This is a genomic window from Mycobacterium sp. 1081908.1, assembly GCF_001673535.1.
Lineage (GTDB): Bacteria > Actinomycetota > Actinomycetes > Mycobacteriales > Mycobacteriaceae > Mycobacterium.
The window spans coordinates 1-18,428 of sequence record NZ_LZLY01000106.1 but is presented as its reverse complement, the minus strand read 5'-3'; the positions used below and the strand labels follow the sequence as shown (position 1 = coordinate 18,428).

Genomic DNA, 18,428 nt, shown 5'->3' with positions numbered 1-18,428 from the left:
GGGCCCGACAGCTACTGGATCGAAGCGTTCGGAAGAAGGCCGCCGAAGTAGGTCCCCGGGAACGAGAGCTGTAAATGGCTGATACCGACCGTCACCCCGGTGATCGAGATCGCGGGCAATAGCGTCCCGGTCACCGATGTCCCGTAGGAAAAATGCGGAAGGGCTTGACCCAGCGACAAAAGGAACTGGCCGTTGGGAGCGAAGGCGTCGGTCCCGGTGGCCGACAGCAACGGCACGACACCGAACGGGGTGTTCAGGGCGAGGCTTCCATTGGCGAGTCCCAACGCCCCGCCGGTGCCGAAGGAAAGCGCCGTCGCGCTCAGCGATATCTCAAAGGGGCCGACGTTGAAGCTCCGGCTGAATTCGGGGGTGAAGGCCGCGGCCGGCGGAGCCTGGGGCGGCGCTGCCACGAAGTTCGCCAGCGTTTGCTGGGCGCTGGCAAGCTCGGTGCTCGCATACTGGGTCGCGGCACCGTTCAACCCGCCCACGAACTCCTCATGAAAGGCCGTCGCCCGTGCATTGATGTCCTGGAATTCCTGGGCGTGAGAACCGAGGAGCGCCGTGATCGCCGCCGACACCTCGTCGGCGGCCGGAGCGACGACCGAGGTCGTCTGGCTCGCCGCGGCTGCGCTCGCTTCACGCAGCGCAGAGCCCAAATTCTGCAAGTTTCCGCTTGCCTCCGACACGATGTCGGGCGCCACCCTCAGCAATGACATTGTCGGCCTCCCTACCGTCGAACCGGTCCCGACACAAACCGCCGGACCAGCGACGAGAGGCAAAGCGTAACAACCGGTGCCCGCCCGAGAGCCGGTATCGCCAAACTTTTGCGACCAACTGCTGCACGCCCCCGGCGCGGTTTGCTGGAAGGGATTAAGAGCCGTCGAGCGCCCGGGCGCTCTGATACAAGCAGATCGCCGCGGCGGCGGCCACGTTGAGGCTTTCGGCACCGCCGGGCATCGGGATGCGCACGCGACGGTCCGCCGCCGCCGCCAGCTCGGCCGACAAGCCGTGGGACTCGGCCCCGAACAGCCAGGCCGTCGGCGCCGTAAGGTCCGCCTCGTCGAGGCGGGTCTCCCCGTCCACCGTCGTGGCCAGCACCTGCAACCCGGAGGCACGCAACGCGCCCACGGCGGCGGCGGCGTCGGGCGCGGCGACGACCGGGATCGAGAACATGCTGCCGGCCGACGCGCGCAGGCACTTGCCGTTGTACGGGTCGACGCTGTGCCCGCCGAGCACCACCGCCCCCGCGCCCATCGCGTCGGCGATGCGAATCAGCGTGCCGGCGTTTCCCGGCTCACTGATCTCGACGGGAACCGCAACCAGCCGCGGCGAACCCGCCAGGGCGTCCTCGAGCGCGGTCGCCGGCATGTCGCAGACCGCCACCAGCCCCGTCGGGGTCACCGTGTCGGAGAGCGCTTTTGCCGCGCGCTCCGTGACCAGGTGCACCGGGCACTGCTGCGTGGCAAGCAACGCCGCGTGCCGCTGCGCGGCGAGCTCGGTGACGAACACGTCGCGGACCAGCCCGCGCGCGGCCGCGGCCCCGACCAGGTTCGGGCCCTCGGCCAGGAACCTTCCCGCCCGGCGGCGCCCGACGTGCCGATGCAATTTCACCGCCGCGGCCACCCGGGCCGAGCGTTCGGTGAGCGGCGCCGGCGTCGCCGGCAGTTAGGCGGCCTCTCCGGAATCCGAGGGGGCGTTGACGTCCTCGGGCAGCGCCGCGCGGGCGACGTCGACCAGCGCGGTGAACGCCGCCGGATCGGTGATCGCGATGTCGGCGAGGTTCTTGCGGTCCACCTCGACCCCGGCGGCCTTGAGGCCCTGGATCAGGCGGTTGTAGGTGATGTCGTTGGCGCGTGCAGCCGCGTTGATCCTCGAGATCCACAACTTGCGGAACTCGCCCTTACGCGCACGACGGTCGCGGTAGGCGTAGTTCAGCGAATGCAGCTGCTGCTCTTTGGCCTTGCGATAGAGCCGGGACCGCTGGCCGCGATAGCCCTTCGAGGCCTTTAAGACGCTGCGCCTCTTCTTGTGGGCGTTGACCGCCCGCTTCACGCGTGCCATGGATGTTCCTACTCTCGTTCTGGCAGTAAATGGTTCTAAGTGGACTAGTGCCGGCTGATCAGCCGTTCAGCAGCTTGTTGACGCGCTTGGTGTCGTTGGCCGACACCGTGGTGCGGCCGTCCAGCCGCCGGGTCCGGGTCGACGGTTTGTGCTCCAGCAGGTGCCGGCGGTTGGCTTTCTGGCGCAGGATCTTCCCGGTGCCGGTGCGCCGGAACCGCTTCGACGACCCGCTGTGGGTCTTGGCCTTGGGCATGTTTCCTCTGCTTTCAGTACTTTTCAGCACTTTCAGTACCTTCGGTACTGGCTGGTACTCGTTCGTGTCAGGTCAGTTGGGCGAGGGGCTGGCGTCGGCCTCCGCATCGGAGTCCGGTGCCGCGCCTCCCCCGGGTCCTTCTGGGTGCCGCGCCCGGGCGCGGGTCTTCGCGCCGCGGTGCGGTGCCAGGACCATCGTCATGTTGCGGCCGTCCTGCTTGGCGGACGTTTCGACGAACCCGTAGTCGGCGACGTCCGCGCCCAGGCGCTGCAGCAATCGGTAGCCCAGCTCGGGCCGCGACTGCTCACGTCCGCGAAACATGATGGTGACCTTGACCTTCGATCCCGCCTCCAGGAAGCGGATTACGTGGCCCTTCTTGGTCTCGTAATCGTGATCGTCGATCTTCGGTCGCAGCTTTTGTTCTTTGACGACGGTCTGCTGCTGGTTCCGGCGGGATTCGCGCGCCTTTTGCGCCGCCTCGTATTTGAACTTGCCGTAATCCATGATCTTGCAGACCGGAGGTCTGGCGTTCGGGGCAACTTCGACGAGGTCGAGATCGGCATCCGCGGCGACGCGCAGTGCGTCCTCGATGCGCACTATGCCTACCTGCTCTCCCCCTGGGCCGATCAATCGGACTTCAGGTACGCGGATGCGCTCGTTGACGCGGGTCTCAGTGCTGATGGGGCCTCCCTTGTTGGGCTTTTGCTTTCTCGAGTGGCGGCCGCAGCGGTGGAAAACCACACCATCAGCAAAAAAGCCCTGCAAAAGCAGGGCCCATGCCGACCGATCGCGGCTGGAACTGTTCCAGCCGCCCGCGCTGCGCGCGAAGCAGGCATTCACGATGCCTGTGACCGGACCGCTGTACCTTGAAAAAGCTCGTGGCCAGCGGTGGGAGTGGGACTCCACTTACTGTCCCCGGCATTCACCGGGATGGTCGCAGTCGATAGTTTAGCAGCCATGACGCGTCTTCCTGCACGTCCGCGCCCGGACGGGCGTCCGGCGCGCGTCGCTCCCGCTCGACGAACCCGGCCAACTGCTGCCCGCGTCTCCTGGCGCTTCGCCAGGATTTTCACGGCTTGACGGCATATCCTCGCGGTCTGTGACACTCGCTACGTCCCGCTTCGGCCCGCGTTCGGGCAGCCAGCCGAACTCCCGGTATCGCTGGGTACCGGCGGCGGCGGGCTGGACCGTCGGCGTCATCGCCACGGTGTCGCTGATTGCCAGCGTGTCGCCGCTGATCCGGTGGCTGATCAAGGTCCCGCGCGAGTTCATCAACGACTACCTGTTCAACTTCCCCGACACCAGCATCGCGTGGTCGTTCGTGCTGGCGCTGCTGGCCGCGGCGCTCACCGCGCGCAAACGCATCGCCTGGGTGCTGCTGCTCGGCAACATGGTCCTGGCCGCCGGGCTGAACGCCGCCGACATCGCCGCGGGCGACAACACCGCGGCCGAGTCCTTCGGGGAGAACCTCGGCTTCGCCGTGCACATCGTGGCGATCGTGCTGCTCGTTCTGTCCTATCGGCAGTTCTGGGCGAAGGTGCGCAAGGCCGCGCTGTTCAAAGCGGCCGCGGTCCTGGTCGCCGGCCTGGTGATCGGAATCCTGGCGTCCTGGGGCCTGGTCGAGATGTGGCCGGGCACCCTGGCACCCGATTCCCGCTTCTGGTACGTGGTCAACCGGGTGGTCGGGTTCTCCATCGTCGATCCCGACGCGTTCACCGGCCGGCCGCACGTCCTGCTCAACGCGATCTTCGGGCTGTTCGGCGCGCTCGCGCTGATCGCGGCGACGATCGTGCTGTTCCAGTCCCAGCGCGCCGACAACGCGCTCACGGGTGAGGACGAGTCCGCGATCCGCGGGCTGCTCGAGCTGTACGGCAAGCAGGACTCGCTGGGATACTTCGCCACCCGCCGCGACAAGTCGGTGGTCTTCGCGCCCAGCGGCCGCGCGGCCATCACCTACCGGGTCGAGATCGGGGTCTGCCTGGCCAGCGGCGACCCGATCGGCGACCCGAGGGCATGGCCGCAGGCGGTCGACGCATGGTTGGGGTTGTGCCAGACCTACGGCTGGGCACCCGGCGTGATGGGCGCCAGTTCGCAAGGCGCCCAGGTGTTCCGGGAGGCCGGGCTCAACGCCCTCGAGCTGGGCGACGAGGCGATCCTGCGAACCTCCGACTACAAGCTGTCCGGCCCCGACATGCGCGGGGTGCGCCAGGCGGTGACGCGGGCCCGCAGGGCCGGGCTGACGGTGCGCATCCGGCGGCACCGCGACATCTCCGCCGACGAGATGGCCGAAACGATTTCGCGCGCCGACGCCTGGCGCGACACCCAGACCGAGCGCGGTTTCTCGATGGCGCTGGGCCGGCTCGGCGACCCGGCCGACGGCGAGTGCCTGCTTGTCGAAGCCATCGACCGCGAGGGCCGCGTGGTCGCGATGCTGTCGCTGGTCCCGTGGGGAAGCACCGGGGTCTCTCTGGACCTCATGCGCCGCTCCCCGCAATCCCCCAACGGCACCATCGAGCTCATGGTCAGCGAGCTCGCGCTGAACGCCGAAGCCCTTGGCATCATCCGCATTTCGCTGAACTTCGCGATGTTCCGCTCCGCGTTCGAGCAGGGCGCCCAGCTCGGCGCCGGACCGGTCGCCCGGTTGTGGCGCGGATTCCTGCTGTTCTTCTCGCGGTGGTGGCAACTCGAGACGCTGTACCGCTCGAACATGAAGTATCAGCCCGAGTGGGTTCCGCGGTACGCGTGCTACGAAGACGCCCGGCTGGTTCCGCGCGTCGGCGTCGCCTCGGTGATCGCGGAGGGCTTCCTGGTCCTGCCGTTCAGCCGGCGTGAGAAGGTGCACACCGGGCACCATCCCGCGGTGCCGGCCCGGCTGGCGGAGTCGGGGCTGCTGCACCACGACGGGTCGACGCCCGACGTGAGCGACCTGCAGCGCGGGGTCAAGGCGGCCGAGGCCGAGGAGTCGAGGTCGCGCCTGCCCGAGCAGGTGCGGGTGCGCCTGGCCAAGCTGAAGATCTTGCAGCGCAACGGCGTTGACGCCTACCCGGTGGGATGCCCGCCCAGCCACGCGGTGGCCGCCGCGTTGGACGCCGACGACCAGGAAGACGTGTCGGTGGCCGGCCGCATCCTGCGGATCCGCGACTACGGCGGCGTGCTGTTCGCCCAGCTGCGTGATTGGTCGGGCGAAATGCAAGTGCTGCTGGACAATTCGCACCTCGGACGCGGCCGCACCGCCGATTTCACCGCGGCCATCGATCTCGGTGACCTGGTCGAGATGACCGGCCATATGGGCTTCTCCAAAAAGGGGACCCGCTCGTTGATCGTGCGCGACTGGCGGATGACCGGTAAGTGCCTGCGGCCGTTGCCGAATAAGTGGAAGGGGCTGACCGACCCCGAGGCGCGAGTGCGGACCCGCTACGTCGACCTGGCGGTCAATCCGGAGTCCCGCGAGCTGATCAGGGCCCGCAGCGACGTGTTGCGCTCCGTTCGGGAAACGCTGTTCGCCAAGGGTTTCATCGAGGTCGAGACGCCGATCCTGCAGCAGATCCACGGCGGGGCCACCGCCCGGCCGTTCGTCACCCACATCAATACCTACGACATGGACCTGTTCCTGCGCATCGCGCCGGAGCTCTACCTGAAGCGGCTGTGCGTGGGCGGCGTGGAGCGGGTGTTCGAGCTGGGCCGGGCGTTTCGCAACGAGGGCGTCGACTTCAGCCACAACCCGGAGTTCACGCTGCTGGAGGCCTACCAGGCGCACGCCGACTACAAGGTGTGGATCGACGGTTGCCGCGAGCTCATCCAGAACGCCGCACAGGCCGCCAACGGCGAGCAGACCGTGCTGCGCCCCCGCGCCGGCGGTGACGGCAGCGACGGCCGCCTCGAACCGGTCGACATCTCCGGCGTATGGCCGGTGAAGACCGTGTACGACGCGGTGTCGGAAGCGTTGGGCGAGCGCGTCGATCCCGACACCTCCCTCGCCGCGCTGCGCAGGATGTCCGACGCCGTGCACATTCCGTATCGGGCGCACTGGGACTCCGGCGCGGTGGTGCTGGAGCTCTACGAGCACCTGGTGGAGGACCGGACGGAGCAGCCGACGTTCTACATCGACTTCCCCACGTCCGTGTCGCCGCTGACCCGGCCGCACCGCAGTCAGCGCGGCGTGGCCGAGCGGTGGGACCTGGTGGCGTGGGGCGTGGAACTCGGGACCGCCTACAGCGAGCTGACCGATCCGGTGGAGCAGCGGCGCCGCCTGCAGGAGCAGTCACTGTTGGCCGCCGGCGGGGACCCCGAAGCCATGGAGCTCGACGAGGACTTCCTGCAAGCCATGGAGTACGCGATGCCGCCCACCGGCGGGCTCGGTATGGGTATCGATCGGCTCGTCATGCTCATAACCGGTCGAAGCATCCGCGAAACTCTGCCGTTCCCGCTGGCCAAGCCGCATTAGTCCGGCCCGGCACGCCCGACGGACACCCGGCGAACATCCGGTGAAAATGTTCCGGGAGCGTTAACGGTGGCTCAGACTGAAGCACGTGCTGGCCAGTAATCTCACCTCGCTGATGCACGGCTGGATACCCGCGACGATCCAGATCGGCGCCGCCGTTGTGCTGACGCTGGCCGTCGGCTGGCGATCGCGCCGCTGGCGGCTGATTTGGCTGCCGCTTGCGGGCGCCGTCGGGGGCCTCACGGCCTATCTGACGCACTGGTACATCGTGGACCGCGGCCTGTCCGACGAGCCGGCGCCGTCGGCGCTGTGGGTCTGGATCGCGTTGGCCGGCTTCGCCGCGGCGGTGCTGGTTGTCGGCTGGCGCAGCGCGCGGCTTTGGCGGCGCGGGGCGACGCTACTGGCCGTGCCGTCGTGCCTGCTGTGCGCGGCGCTGGTGCTCAACGCGTGGGTCGGCTACTTCCCGACTGTGCAGGCGGCATGGAGCCAGCTCACGTCCGGTCCGCTGCCCGACCAGACCGACCCGGCCACCGTCACCGCGATGGCCGCCAAACGGGCCCGTCCACCGCACGGCAGCGTGGTGCCGGTGGTGATCCCCTCGGACGCATCGCATTTCAAGCACCGCGGCGAACTCGTGTACCTGCCGCCCGAGTGGTTTACCTGGGGGCACCACCCGCTTGCGGGGGACAGCCCACCGCCGGCCCTGCCGACCGTGATGATGATCGGCGGACAGTTCAACACGCCCGCGGACTGGACGCGGGCAGGAAACGCGGTCAGGACGATCGACGACTTCGCGACCACCCACGACGGCAAGGCGCCGGTCCTGGTGTTCGTCGACTCCGGAGGGGCCTTCAACAACGACACCGAATGCGTCAACGGAGCGCGTGGTAACGCCGCCGACCATCTGACCAAAGACGTTGTTCCGTACATGATCTCGAAGTTCGGCGTGAGCCCGGACCGATTCAGCTGGGGCATCACCGGCTGGTCGATGGGCGGAACGTGCGCGCTGGATCTGACCGTGATGCATCCCGAGATGTTCAGCGCGTTCGTCGACATCGCGGGTGATTTCTTCCCGAACGCCGGCAACCGGGCGCAGACCATCGCCAGGCTGTTCGGCGGAAATGCCGAAGCCTGGGCGGCTTTCGACCCGAGCACCGTGATCAGCCGGCACGGCCGCTACCGCGACGTGGCCGGCTGGTTCGCAATTTCGTCGGACGGCCCCCCGGCACCGCGCCAGGACGTGGCCGTAACCGACTCCGGCGCAATGCGTCTCGCGAGTCGCGACGCCGCGGCCAACCCGGGTAACCAGACGGCGGCGGCCTACTCGCTTTGCGCGCTCGGCCGCGCCAACGGCATCGACTGCGCGGTCCTCCCCCAGCCGGGCAAGCACGACTGGCCGTTCGCGGGCCGGGCCTTCGCCGCCGCGTTGCCCTGGCTGGCCGGCCGGCTGGGCACCCCCGGGACTCCCCACACGGCCCTGCCCCCCGCTTCCGCGCCGCCGCCGTCGTCGCCCGCTCAGGTGGTGGTTCCGGCCCAGCGGTCCAGCGGCGCTCGTTAGCCGCTGCGGTTGCTACCTATGCCACCGGCCCCGCGCTTGAATGTGGGCGACCGTGCCGCTTGTAGGCTGCGAACATGGCCGCCGTAAACGTCGCCGAGCCATCGTTGGCCGCGCTCCCGTTAGCTCCCAAAAACCCGTTGCCGTATTGGGAACGCCGAAAAGCCGTCCGGTCCCATCACACGGGGGCCGACAAGCTGCGCGATGCGGGCGGGCCGGTCACATTGATTACGTTGGCACCCAGGTGGCTAATGCCGCCGATCGTGCTCGCGACCTCACCGCAAGGCATCCGCGATATTTGCACTGTTAGAGATGGATCAATCGACAAGGCAAGTCCAACGAACGCCGAGCTTCGTAGGCTGCTGGGCGGGAACTTGTTCGTGTTTTCCCACTCCGAGTGGCTACCGCGTCGACGCACGCTGCAGCCTGTGTTCACGCGGCAGCATGTCCAACAATTCGGCGGGCACATGGCCCAGGCGGCGGAGATGATGTGTGGCACTTGGCGCGAAGACGCCGATATTGACTTAGACGCGCAGTCCCTGACGCTGACCTTGCGGGCGTTGGGGTGTGCCGTCTTTGGATTGAATCTCGAAGAGCGGGCCGACGCGGTCGCCGTACCGCTGCACATCGCGACGACTTACGCCCTACAGCGGGGGCTGACGCCGCTATGCGCCCCAGAATGGCTTCCCACGCCGGCGCGCCGACGTGCGCGTGCGGCGGCGGCGACGCTTCGACATCTGGCGGCCGAGATCTTGCACGCCTGTCGCGCCGATCCGACCAGAGATGCGCCGCTCGTGCAGGCGTTAATCGCGGCCGCTGATCCGGAGACGGGCCAGCCGTTATCGGAGGACGAGATGGTCGATGAGTTGATCATCTTTCTACTCGGGGGCCACAACGCAACGGCAACGACGTTGGCCTACGCGCTCTGGGCCTTGGGTCGCCATCTTGACGTACAGGAACGGGTCGCAGCGGAGGTCGCGCAGATCGCTGACCGGCCACTCACTCCCGCTGACGTGGTTCAGCTGGGCTTCACAGCGCAGGTCCTTCAGGAAGCGTTGCGGCTGTGCCCACCTGCGCCGACAGGTACACGGGTCGCAACTTGCGACGTCGCGGTTGGGGGCTTTCGGGTAAAGGCGGGCACGGTGCTCGCGTTCGGAAGAGGGTCGGTACAACGTGATCCTCGGCTGTGGGATGACCCGTTGAAGTTTGATCCGGATCGGTTCAGTCCTGAGCGTGCTGCGAAACGCGATCGTTGGCAGTACCTTCCGTTCGGCGGCGGTCCACGCTCATGTATTGGAGAGCACCTCGCGATGTTGGAGCTGACGTTGGCTTTGGCGACCATCATTCGAAGATTCGAGATCCGATCTGTCCACGACGATTTCCCGCTCAGGGTGTCACTGACAATGATTCCGGCGGGACCTATTTGGGCGCGCCTGCAGCGACGATAGGCGCCGTGGCCAGCCGAAAATTGAGTATATGCAACATATTTCGCCCAGCTGGCCGCGCAACGTCCAACCCCTCCGCGGCGGTCACCAAGAAAGAGGTTCGCTGGGGTCTTCTGGTTCTGGTTGGTAGTCGAACAGACCGTGCCGTATCAGGTGGGTCACCGCGGCATCCCAGCGTCTCAGTTGCGTGTCGCTGTAGAACGGTTGGCGTAGGTAGCGCTCGATGTGGGGACGCAAAATTATCGGGCCCATACGCAAGATGATCGTGTTGAGCACCGACCAGGCACGATCCATGTCGTCTCGGGCGTCGTCTGCGAAATGATCGCCTTGCGCCTCACTGATCTTGGTGAGTCCGTCGAAGATCACCCGGCCGAGGCCCGAGATCGTGGCGCCCTCGACCAGCGCGCGCCCTATGTAGTCCATGACGCTGGGATGTTCGGCCATCAGCCGGGTTATTCGCCGCCCAGCCTCGTCAAGCGCTTCGGACGTCAGCTCGGGTAGCGGTTCGGCACCCAAGGCTTCCCCTACCACCTGCAGGACGTGCTCGTCGACTGCATCGATCAGCGCGACCTTGGTCCGGAAGTGGTGTTGCACCGCTCCAATCGACACGCCGGCGGCGTCGGCGACCATGCGGAACGATGTGGCCGCGATTCCCTCCCGAGCACAGCATGTCAGGGCGGCGTCGCGAATCTTCTGCTCGCTCGTCGGCTCCGGCGGAGCGGGCGGTGAGTAGGGAAACAGACGAATCGGTTCCATTGATCGGCAATATAGCGAACACGTAGCAAGATACGCCAATATGGCATGACAATATTCATATATTGGTATTTCGGGCGGCGGCACAGGGACCGGTACGCGCCGCCGACGCGTACGAAGGGTTTGCCTGTGACGACCTTGATTCGCCAAGCTTCCAGCGGCGACGGCTCACCGACTTCGGCCCGGGGCCGCACGCACCGATTCAGAGGCGCTGACAACGACGTAGCTAATAATCCGGTCATCGCGTCCGAGTGCGCCGCGACACGAGAACTGCCATTCGTCGTCGCTACCGCCGCCGTCCTGCACCAACGGGAACAGTGAGGGCCATGCCAGACATCACCTATCGCGATCCGTCTGACGGCAACGTGCCTGGGTACCTGGCTGTGCCTGACGGCGCGGGGCAGTGGCCTGCCGTCGTCATCGTTCAGGACATCACTGGCATGACTACCGACTTGCGGCGCATCACGGACCGCTTCGCGGCCACCGGCTATCTGGCGCTGGCCCCGTCGTTGTATGGCCGCGGACCAAGGATCCGATGCATGATCAGCACCATCCGTGCCGCGATCACCGGCCGTGGCAGCGCCCACGACTCGCTGGTTGCCGCCAGGGATCATCTAATCGCGGACATGCGGTGCACGGGCAAGGTCGGTTTGGTCGGATTCTGCATGGGTGCCTCGATTTGTCTGCAGCTTGCGCCCGGCGGCCTGTTCGACGTGAGCGCGCCCAACTACGGTCATTTGCCCAAAGACTTGGAGGCGCTGGGCCGATCCTGTCCGATCGTTGCGAGCTTCGGGGCTAAGGATCCCATTGTGGCGCGCGGCACCGCCGCCAAGCTCGAAACCGCGCTTGCGCGTGGCGCGGTGCCCCGTGACATCAAGGAATATCCGAATGTCGGCCACAGCTTCATGAACGACTTGCGATTACCCGGGCCGATCCGCATCATCGAACGCGCCATCGGAATGGCCTACGCCGCGCCGGAGGCAGAAGATGCCTGGCATCGCATCATGAGCTTCTTCGAGGAGCACCTCGCCTAGCGGATCCGGCTAGCGCGAATCCGTGGTCATTGACGGGTAATCTTGCGCGCTGAGCCCAAGCGGCAAGCGGCGTGGGCGTCACCGCAGTATGGCGCTTAGCACTGAGATGGGAGCACCGTGGCCGAGGCCGATGCGACCGCATACGCGGCGCGGATCCTGGACCCCGATCACTCCCCGGATCGTGAGACGTTAGAGCGGTTGCGGGCAAATCCCAACGTGGAGTTCGTCGATCACCGCGACGCCCAGCTCTCAGGCCTGCGAAATCTTCGCCCGGCGCCCGATGCAGAAATCCTTGCCGAAGGGATTCGGTGGGCCTACTATCCCTGGCGGCGCGCGGTGGTTGCGATCCTGGGTCCGCTCGGGTTTCGCACGCTACGGCTTGACCGCAACAGAAACAACATCACCACACAAGAACAGGCCCGGCTTCGCACCCTGACCGTCGGGGTCGCCGGTCTCAGCGTGGGGCACATCATCGCTCACACACTGGCGTTGCAGGGGCTGTGCGGCGGGATTCGGCTGGCTGATTTCGATGAGCTCGAACTGTCGAATTTGAATCGAGTGCCGGCCACCGTGTTCGACCTAGGGCTCAATAAAGCCCATGTGGCGGCACGCAGGATCGCCGAGGTCGACCCGTACTTGAGGGTGGATGTGTGCGACGCCGGCATCACCGTCGACAATGTGGACGCATTTCTGGATGGACTGGACATCGTCGTCGAAGAATGCGATTCGCTCGAGATGAAGGCTCTCCTCCGCATCGGTGCCCGCGACCGGCATATCCCTGCATTGATGGCAACCAGCGACCGCGGAATAGTCGATGTCGAACGCTTCGATCAAGAACCTGAGCGTCCGATATTGCACGGACTCCTCGGCGAGCTCGATTTGGCGTTGCTGCCTGGCATGAGCAGCCGTGAAAAAATCCCCCACATGCTGCGCCACCTCGAAGCCGAACGAATATCACCGCGCACCGCTGCCTCACTTGTCGAGATCGACCGGACGCTGTCGACCTGGCCCCAGTTGGCATCCGATGTCGGCATAGGCGCGTCAGCACTGGCCGAAGCTGTGCGCAGAATCGGGCTAGGTGAGCCCCTGAGATCCGGCCGGTGTCGCATCGACATCGGCTGGGCGCTCGACCAACTCGACGAACCCGAGATGGCGCAGCAAAAACTTGCATCCGAGATCGCGCACGCAGAACTTCCAAGGTTTTCGGTCGACGACGATCCGATCATTTATGCCGCTATGCGGGCACCATCTGGCGGTAATAGCCAGCCCTGGCGGATCGACGCGGAACCAGCAAGCGTGACGATCAGCGTTGCGCCAGAACACACCTCGACAATGGACGTCTGTTTCCGTGGCAGTGCCGTCGCATTGGGCGCTGCTCTGTTTAACGTCAGAGTTGCGGCCGCCGCCCGCGGGATGCTCGGTCCGGTCAGCGTTGTCGAAGACGTCGACGGAAGTCCGCTCCGGGCGAGCATGACATTCCAGGCCGGCACCGATGCCGCTCTGGCCGATCTGTATCAAGCGATGCTCGCGCGCGAGAGCAACCGCCATCATGGGGCCCCGCACAAGCTCGACGACGAGACGATCGAGTTACTCACCGCCGCCGCAGCGCGGGAAGGGGCGCGTCTGCAACTAATCACTGACCAAGACGAATTATCCAGGACAGCAGCGATTTTCGGTGCGGCAGACCGCATCCGATATTTGACACCGCAGCTGCACAAAGAGATGATTTCGGAGCTTCGCTGGCCCGGCGATTCCGACCCCGACACCGGCCTCGACATACGGACTCTCGAGCTCGATGAAAGCGATGTGGCCTTACTCGATGTCTTGCGCCGGCCCGACGTTATGGCCTACCTTGCCGAATGGGGCGGAGGAAGCGCACTAGGTGATGACATGCGCGACCGAGTCCTCTCCAGCTCCGCGCTCGCGGTCATCACGGTGACCGGCGATAGTCTTGCCGACTATGCCAGGGGCGGTGCGGCGGTGGAGGCAGTCTGGATCCTCGCCCAACGCGAAGGTCTTAGCGTTCAACCGTTGTCGCCTGTGTTTTTGCATGCACGCACCACGCGAGATCTGACCAAGTTGTCGTTCAGCTTTGCCGACGAATTAGGGCAGTTGCAAAGCGCTTTCGCGGATCTGGCAGGGACTGATTCCGGGGAGGCTATCGTGCTGGTTCTGCGGTTCACCTCCGGGCCGCCAGCGTCAATGTCGAGTCGGCGCAGCCTGAGCCGAGTCCATACGCGGCGCAACTAAATCCCAGGGCCGTTTAAGCGACAGGTAGATCAGAACGGTTTGGCCGTGAATCCCCACCGCAGCAACGCTGCCTCGCGCCGGGCCTGACCTCGCAGCTCTCCGCGACGCGCGGCACTCGAAGATTTCACCTTGGCGCGCGAACCGAACGTCCAGTACGCCTGCAAGTATGGAAGGGGCGTCGAGTGGCCAGAATTCAGATCCTGCAGTCCGGCAGCTGCAAGCTCTTTCGACAGCTCGACGAACGTGAACGCCGCTGCCTCACTCGCAATTGCGTCCTGCCGCAGGACTTCTGGCGAGTCAGGGTCAACGCACGCGAGCATGTTGGGGCAGGCCGTCGGGTCGCGTAGGCGCTGAAAGTCGGAAATCCAAACCGCGGCCCCGCTGTGGCGTCGCACCGCAGCGATCTGGCTGAGGGCGCCGCGCAGGACGTCGAAATCCGGCAGCTGATGCAGGGTCCACATGCACGAGATCGCGTCCCACGAGTCGGATGAAAGGTGCTCGGGCAGCGCGGTGATGTCGGCCTGCACCAGCGTGACGCGATCGCCCAGGCCTTCGCGGTCGAACAGTTCGCGCGCTGTGGACAGCATGTTGGGAGCCAGATCGGCCGCGGTGGCCGTGATGTCGGGGCGTCGACGCAGGACGGCGCTGAGCGCACGGCCCGAGCCGACTCCGAGGTCCAAGAGGCGGCCGTCGGGCGGCAGCAGCGCATCGAGGGCGCGAGCACACAAATCGTAAACCGCTCGCATGCCCGGGTTGGTCGCGCCGCCTATGTGGAACTGGGCAACAGATTCGGGGTCGTCCATCACCATGGGTTCGGGGGTGCGTCGGCGCCCTGGCGAGTGGAATCGCTCGCGCACAACGATCCCGGGTATCCGCCAGACCGGTCGGATGATCGTCACCGCGAATCTTTCTTGGAGTTGGTGTGTGGGTCTATTGACACAAACGGCCTTCATGATAGTCAGAGCAGCGCGATAGTGTCGCGGCTCAGGGCTTGTCCGTAGATTTCTCGAAGATCCTCGACAGTGAATGCGCCCCGTTAGGCTCGGTAAGCTTCGACGAGCTTGATTTGCGCGCACCGGATATCTCGGGAGGATGTCGTGATCCAGGTTCCCGTGGGCAATGGCCTCAAGGCACTGCCCAGGCCGCCGGTGAACCCGCTGTCTTTTCGGGAGCGCGTGGCGGCGGTGAAAGAGTTCAGCACCGGCACCGAGAGGCTGCGTGACGCCGGCGGGCCGGTGACGGCTTTCACGTTGGGGCCGCGCTGGCTCATGCCGCCGATGGTGCTGGCGACGTCGCCGAGCGCTATTCGCGACATCCTTAGCACCAAGGACGACTCGGTTGACAAGACCACTCCGGTCTTCGACCAGATGCGCCGCATCATCGGCGCAAACCTAGCGGATCTGCCCTTCGATCCGTGGAAGCCGCGTCGACGCACCCTGCAGCCGGTGTTCACCAGGCAGCGCGTGAGCGAGTTCGGTGGGCACATGGCGCAGGCCGCGCAGTCGGTGCTTGACGGCTGGCACGAAGATGCTGAGGTTGATTTGGACGCCGAGTGCCGCACGCTGACGTTGCGCGCACTTGGGCGCTCGGTGCTCGGGCTCGACCTCGAGCAGCGGGCCGACGAGGTCTCCGAACCATTGCGGGTTGCATTGACCTATGCGATCAGGCGCGCCACGCGCATATTGCGTGCCCCGAGCTGGTTGCCGACGCCAGCGCGACGGCGTGCCCGAGCGGCGAACGCCAAGCTGCACGCCTTGACCCAGGAGATTCTGCGTGACTGTCGCGCTGACCCGACACGGGTGGCGCCGCTGGTGCGGGCGTTGCTCGCCGCGGAGGATCCGGAAACCGGAAAGCGGTTGTCCGACGAGGAGATTTGCGACGAGCTGATCATTTTTCTGTTTGCCGGTCACGACACGACCGCGACCACTTTGACGTATGCGTTGTGGTCGTTGGGACGTCACCCTGCCTATCAGGCTCGGGTTGCGGCGGAAGTTGCGGCGTTGCCGGATCGGCCGTTGACGCCTGATGACATTCCACGGCTCGGCTACACCGTGCAGGTGATACGCGAAGCGCTGCGCCTGTGTCCGCCGGCACCCACCGGGACGCGTATGGCGTGCCGCGACGTCGAAGTGGGCGGCTATCTGGTGCCGGAAGGCACCATGCTCGTGGTGGGGAGAATGGCCGTTCAACGCGATCCGAACCTTTGGGACGACCCGCTTCGATTCGACCCCGACCGGTTCAGCCCGGAGAACTTCAAGGCTTTGGATCGCTGGCAGTATCTGCCGTTCGGAGGCGGGCCCCGGTCGTGCATCGGCGACCACTTCGCCATGCTCGAGGTGACGCTGGCGTTGGCGACCATCATCCGTGGAGCCGAAATCCATTCTCTTGATGACGAATTCCCGCTTGCCCTCCACTTCACTATGATTGCCGGTGGTCCGATTCGCGCGCGGGTGCGGCCTCGTCGGTAGCGGGCTGGGGCAAGCAACCTAGTTCACCCCAATTGCTCGACCGCACCCGGGAGATCCCGTCGGGGATGTCCGGCCGCCATCGATAGCGAGGTCAGGTTCGGGTGACGGCGTCGAGGTCACTTCGTCTGCTCGGAGACCTTCCTCGCAGACGGTAGTGATGCGATGCGGCGATTCCGCGGCTTCCGGTGCTGGAATCGGTGGTCCTACCCATACGCACGACACCCGACCTTCGCTCCCGCACCGTCGGTATCGCTCCGCCGCAGCGTTTGACCGGGACAGATGTCGACTTGAGCGGTTCATTTCACGGACAGCCCGTCGTGTGATCAGGCAGGACGCTTTGACGCGCTATGTAATGCGCGCCCTATGCGCCAGTTACCGTTACGGTAAAGGGCGATGTCGGGCGCACTGGACCATCTCGTTACCGCTGCTGCCGCCAACTTGATGGCGGCCACCGCGGCTGACGCTGCCACGGTCAGCCAGCGGGTGCTCCGCGACCTAGTTAGCGAGTTAGGCGTGGACTTTAGCTTCCTGCGCCATAACGATCACACGATCCGCGCGACGGTGCTCATCGCCGAATGGCCAGAACGCCCGGAAGTTCCAGATCCCGATCCAATCGCTGTGGTGTATTTCGCCGAGGCCGACTCGGTCTTCGCCGAGGTTGAACACCTCAAGGAGCCGCAGGTTGTGCGTCCCGACCCGGGAAACGCCGACTATCAACGCCACATCGAAGAGGCGGGCGCAGGCGTCCCCGCCGTTTCCCTGGCCGCCGTACCGTTGCTATCCGGTGACATCACCGCCGGCACGCTGGGCTTCGGCAAGTTCGGGGACCGCGAATGGCTACCGGAAGAACTCAACGCGCTGCAGGCGATCGCCGCGCTGTTCGCTCAGCTGCAGGGCCGCACCGTCGCCGAAGAGCAGCTCTATTTTCTCGCCGAGCATGACGACCTCACCGGCCTGCTCAACCGCCGGGCGTTGATCGAGTACCTAGACCAGCGGATGGCCGAGGGGCAGCCAGGCCCGGTCTCGGTCGTGTTCCTTGCCCTGGACCGCTTCAAGGTCATCAACGACCGCCTCGGTCAAAGTGCCGGCGACCGGTTCATCGAGGCCTTTGCCAAAATGCTGCGCGAGGCTACCGAGGTGCCCTCCATCATCGCCCGCTTTGGCGGTGACGAGTTCGTCATCGTGCCAGCCGCGTCAATGGACGCCGAGGCTGCCGAAGTGTTCGCTCAGTCGCTACACAGCGGAGTCGACCAGCAACTCGTGATCGACGGTGAAATGCTCAGTCGCACGGTCAGTATCGGCGTCGCCGCCGGTCTGCCGGGGAACGAGAGCACCTCGGATCTGCTCCGTCGGGTCGATCAGGCCACCCGGTCGGCCAAGAGTTCCGGCGGCAATAAGGTTGCCGCGTTCAGCCCGGAAATGTCTCGAACAGACATGATCCGCAACGACATCGAGCTGCACCTGCAAGGCATGATCGATGACGACAGCGGCGAACTTGTATTGCATTATCTCCCGGAGTTCGATATGCGCACCGGTGAGATCCTGGGTACCGAGGCGCTAATCCGTTGGCAACACCCAACTCTTGGCCTATTGATGCCGGATTCGTTCATTCCTGTGGTGGAATCGATCAACCTGGGCGCCAAACTCGGCCGCCACGTCATGCGTTCGGCGTGCGCGCAGTTTGGGCTGTGGCGATCACGCGGCGTAGGGCGCGACGCGGTGCTGCGTATCAACGTCTCGCCTGTGCAGCTCGTCACCGATGGCATCGTCGACACGGTCGCGGCAACCCTGGATGAGTTCGGCCTCGAACCCAGCACAGTATGTCTAGAAATTACCGAAAGCGTTGTGGTGCAAGACATCGATGCCACGCGCAAAACGCTCTTCAGATTGAAGGACATCGGAGTAAAGATCGCAATCGACGACTTCGGCACCGGCTACAGCGTGCTGACATATCTGAAATCACTACCCGTCGACACACTCAAGATCGACAAGGGATTCGTCCTCGGTCTCGACACCAACGCCGGCGATCTCGCGATCGTGCGGTCCACAATGGCCCTAGCGGACGCCTTCGGGCTCAACGCCGTCGCGGAAGGTGTCGAAACCGTGGCCGCAGCTAGGACCTTGCTCGACCTGGGATGCTATCGGGCGCAAGGCTTTCTGCTATCCCG

Annotated in this window: 14 protein-coding genes; 7 read left to right on the top strand and 7 right to left on the bottom strand. The window is 65.6% G+C overall.

The window, feature by feature from the left end:
- Positions 1-11: 11 nt before the first annotated feature.
- From A5655_RS17660 to infC, 5 genes are all read right to left on the bottom strand, one after another.
- Positions 12-716, bottom strand: a complete 705-nt coding sequence (locus tag A5655_RS17660) for a PE family protein (RefSeq protein WP_082978724.1) — start codon at positions 714-716, stop codon at positions 12-14.
- 154 nt (positions 717-870) lie between these two features.
- Positions 871-1,665 carry an RNA methyltransferase gene (locus tag A5655_RS17655; protein ID WP_067012102.1) on the bottom strand — a complete coding sequence of 265 codons (795 nt, stop codon included), beginning with the start codon at positions 1,663-1,665 and terminating at the stop codon, positions 871-873.
- Positions 1,666-2,061 (bottom strand): 50S ribosomal protein L20, encoded by a 396-nt coding sequence (rplT, locus tag A5655_RS17650; RefSeq protein WP_067012100.1) that lies wholly within the window; start codon positions 2,059-2,061, stop codon positions 1,666-1,668.
- A 58-nt stretch (positions 2,062-2,119) separates the two neighbouring features.
- Positions 2,120-2,314: a 50S ribosomal protein L35 gene (rpmI, locus tag A5655_RS17645; protein ID WP_067012098.1), complete on the bottom strand. Its 195-nt coding sequence runs from the start codon at positions 2,312-2,314 to the stop codon at positions 2,120-2,122.
- Between the two features lie 72 nt (positions 2,315-2,386).
- Entirely contained in the window at positions 2,387-2,995 is a 609-nt protein-coding gene (infC, locus tag A5655_RS17640) for a translation initiation factor IF-3 (RefSeq protein ID WP_082978725.1), read from the bottom strand.
- Positions 2,996-3,413: 418 nt separating this feature from the next.
- Between infC and lysX the strand changes: the two genes are divergently transcribed.
- The 3 genes from lysX to A5655_RS17625 all read left to right on the top strand — a co-directional run bounded on the left by lysX (position 3,414) and on the right by A5655_RS17625 (position 9,758).
- A complete protein-coding gene (gene lysX, locus A5655_RS17635) occupies positions 3,414-6,758 on the top strand; it encodes a bifunctional lysylphosphatidylglycerol synthetase/lysine--tRNA ligase LysX (protein ID WP_369807231.1) in 3,345 nt (1,114 codons plus the stop codon).
- Between the two features lie 112 nt (positions 6,759-6,870).
- Positions 6,871-8,313, top strand: coding sequence for an alpha/beta hydrolase family protein (locus tag A5655_RS17630; protein WP_067012122.1), 1,443 nt, complete (start codon positions 6,871-6,873; stop codon positions 8,311-8,313).
- A gap of 74 nt (positions 8,314-8,387) precedes the next feature.
- Positions 8,388-9,758, top strand: coding sequence for a cytochrome P450 (locus A5655_RS17625; protein ID WP_067012094.1), 1,371 nt, complete (start codon positions 8,388-8,390; stop codon positions 9,756-9,758).
- Between the two features lie 81 nt (positions 9,759-9,839).
- Here A5655_RS17625 and A5655_RS17620 read toward each other — a convergent pair whose 3' ends face one another.
- Positions 9,840-10,511 (bottom strand): TetR/AcrR family transcriptional regulator, encoded by a 672-nt coding sequence (locus tag A5655_RS17620; protein ID WP_067012092.1) that lies wholly within the window; start codon positions 10,509-10,511, stop codon positions 9,840-9,842.
- Positions 10,512-10,834: 323 nt separating this feature from the next.
- Here A5655_RS17620 and A5655_RS17615 point away from each other — a divergent pair, with 323 nt between their 5' ends.
- Together A5655_RS17615 and A5655_RS17610 are read left to right on the top strand one after the other, a co-directional pair.
- Positions 10,835-11,542 carry a dienelactone hydrolase family protein gene (locus A5655_RS17615; RefSeq protein ID WP_067012090.1) on the top strand — a complete coding sequence of 236 codons (708 nt, stop codon included), beginning with the start codon at positions 10,835-10,837 and terminating at the stop codon, positions 11,540-11,542.
- A gap of 117 nt (positions 11,543-11,659) precedes the next feature.
- The gene (locus A5655_RS17610) at positions 11,660-13,792 is read left to right on the top strand and encodes an Rv1355c family protein (protein WP_067012088.1); all 2,133 of its coding nucleotides are present in this window, start codon (positions 11,660-11,662) and stop codon (positions 13,790-13,792) included.
- Between the two features lie 29 nt (positions 13,793-13,821).
- On the opposite strand, the gene A5655_RS17605 is transcribed toward A5655_RS17610, so the two are convergent.
- Positions 13,822-14,601 carry a class I SAM-dependent methyltransferase gene (locus A5655_RS17605; protein ID WP_067012086.1) on the bottom strand — a complete coding sequence of 260 codons (780 nt, stop codon included), beginning with the start codon at positions 14,599-14,601 and terminating at the stop codon, positions 13,822-13,824.
- A 288-nt stretch (positions 14,602-14,889) separates the two neighbouring features.
- Between A5655_RS17605 and A5655_RS17600 the strand changes: the two genes are divergently transcribed.
- Positions 14,890-16,260, top strand: coding sequence for a cytochrome P450 (locus A5655_RS17600; protein WP_067012084.1), 1,371 nt, complete (start codon positions 14,890-14,892; stop codon positions 16,258-16,260).
- A gap of 393 nt (positions 16,261-16,653) precedes the next feature.
- Positions 16,654-18,428, top strand: a 1,775-nt coding sequence (locus tag A5655_RS17595; protein WP_067012120.1) for a bifunctional diguanylate cyclase/phosphodiesterase, incomplete at its 3' end; no start/stop codon positions are given.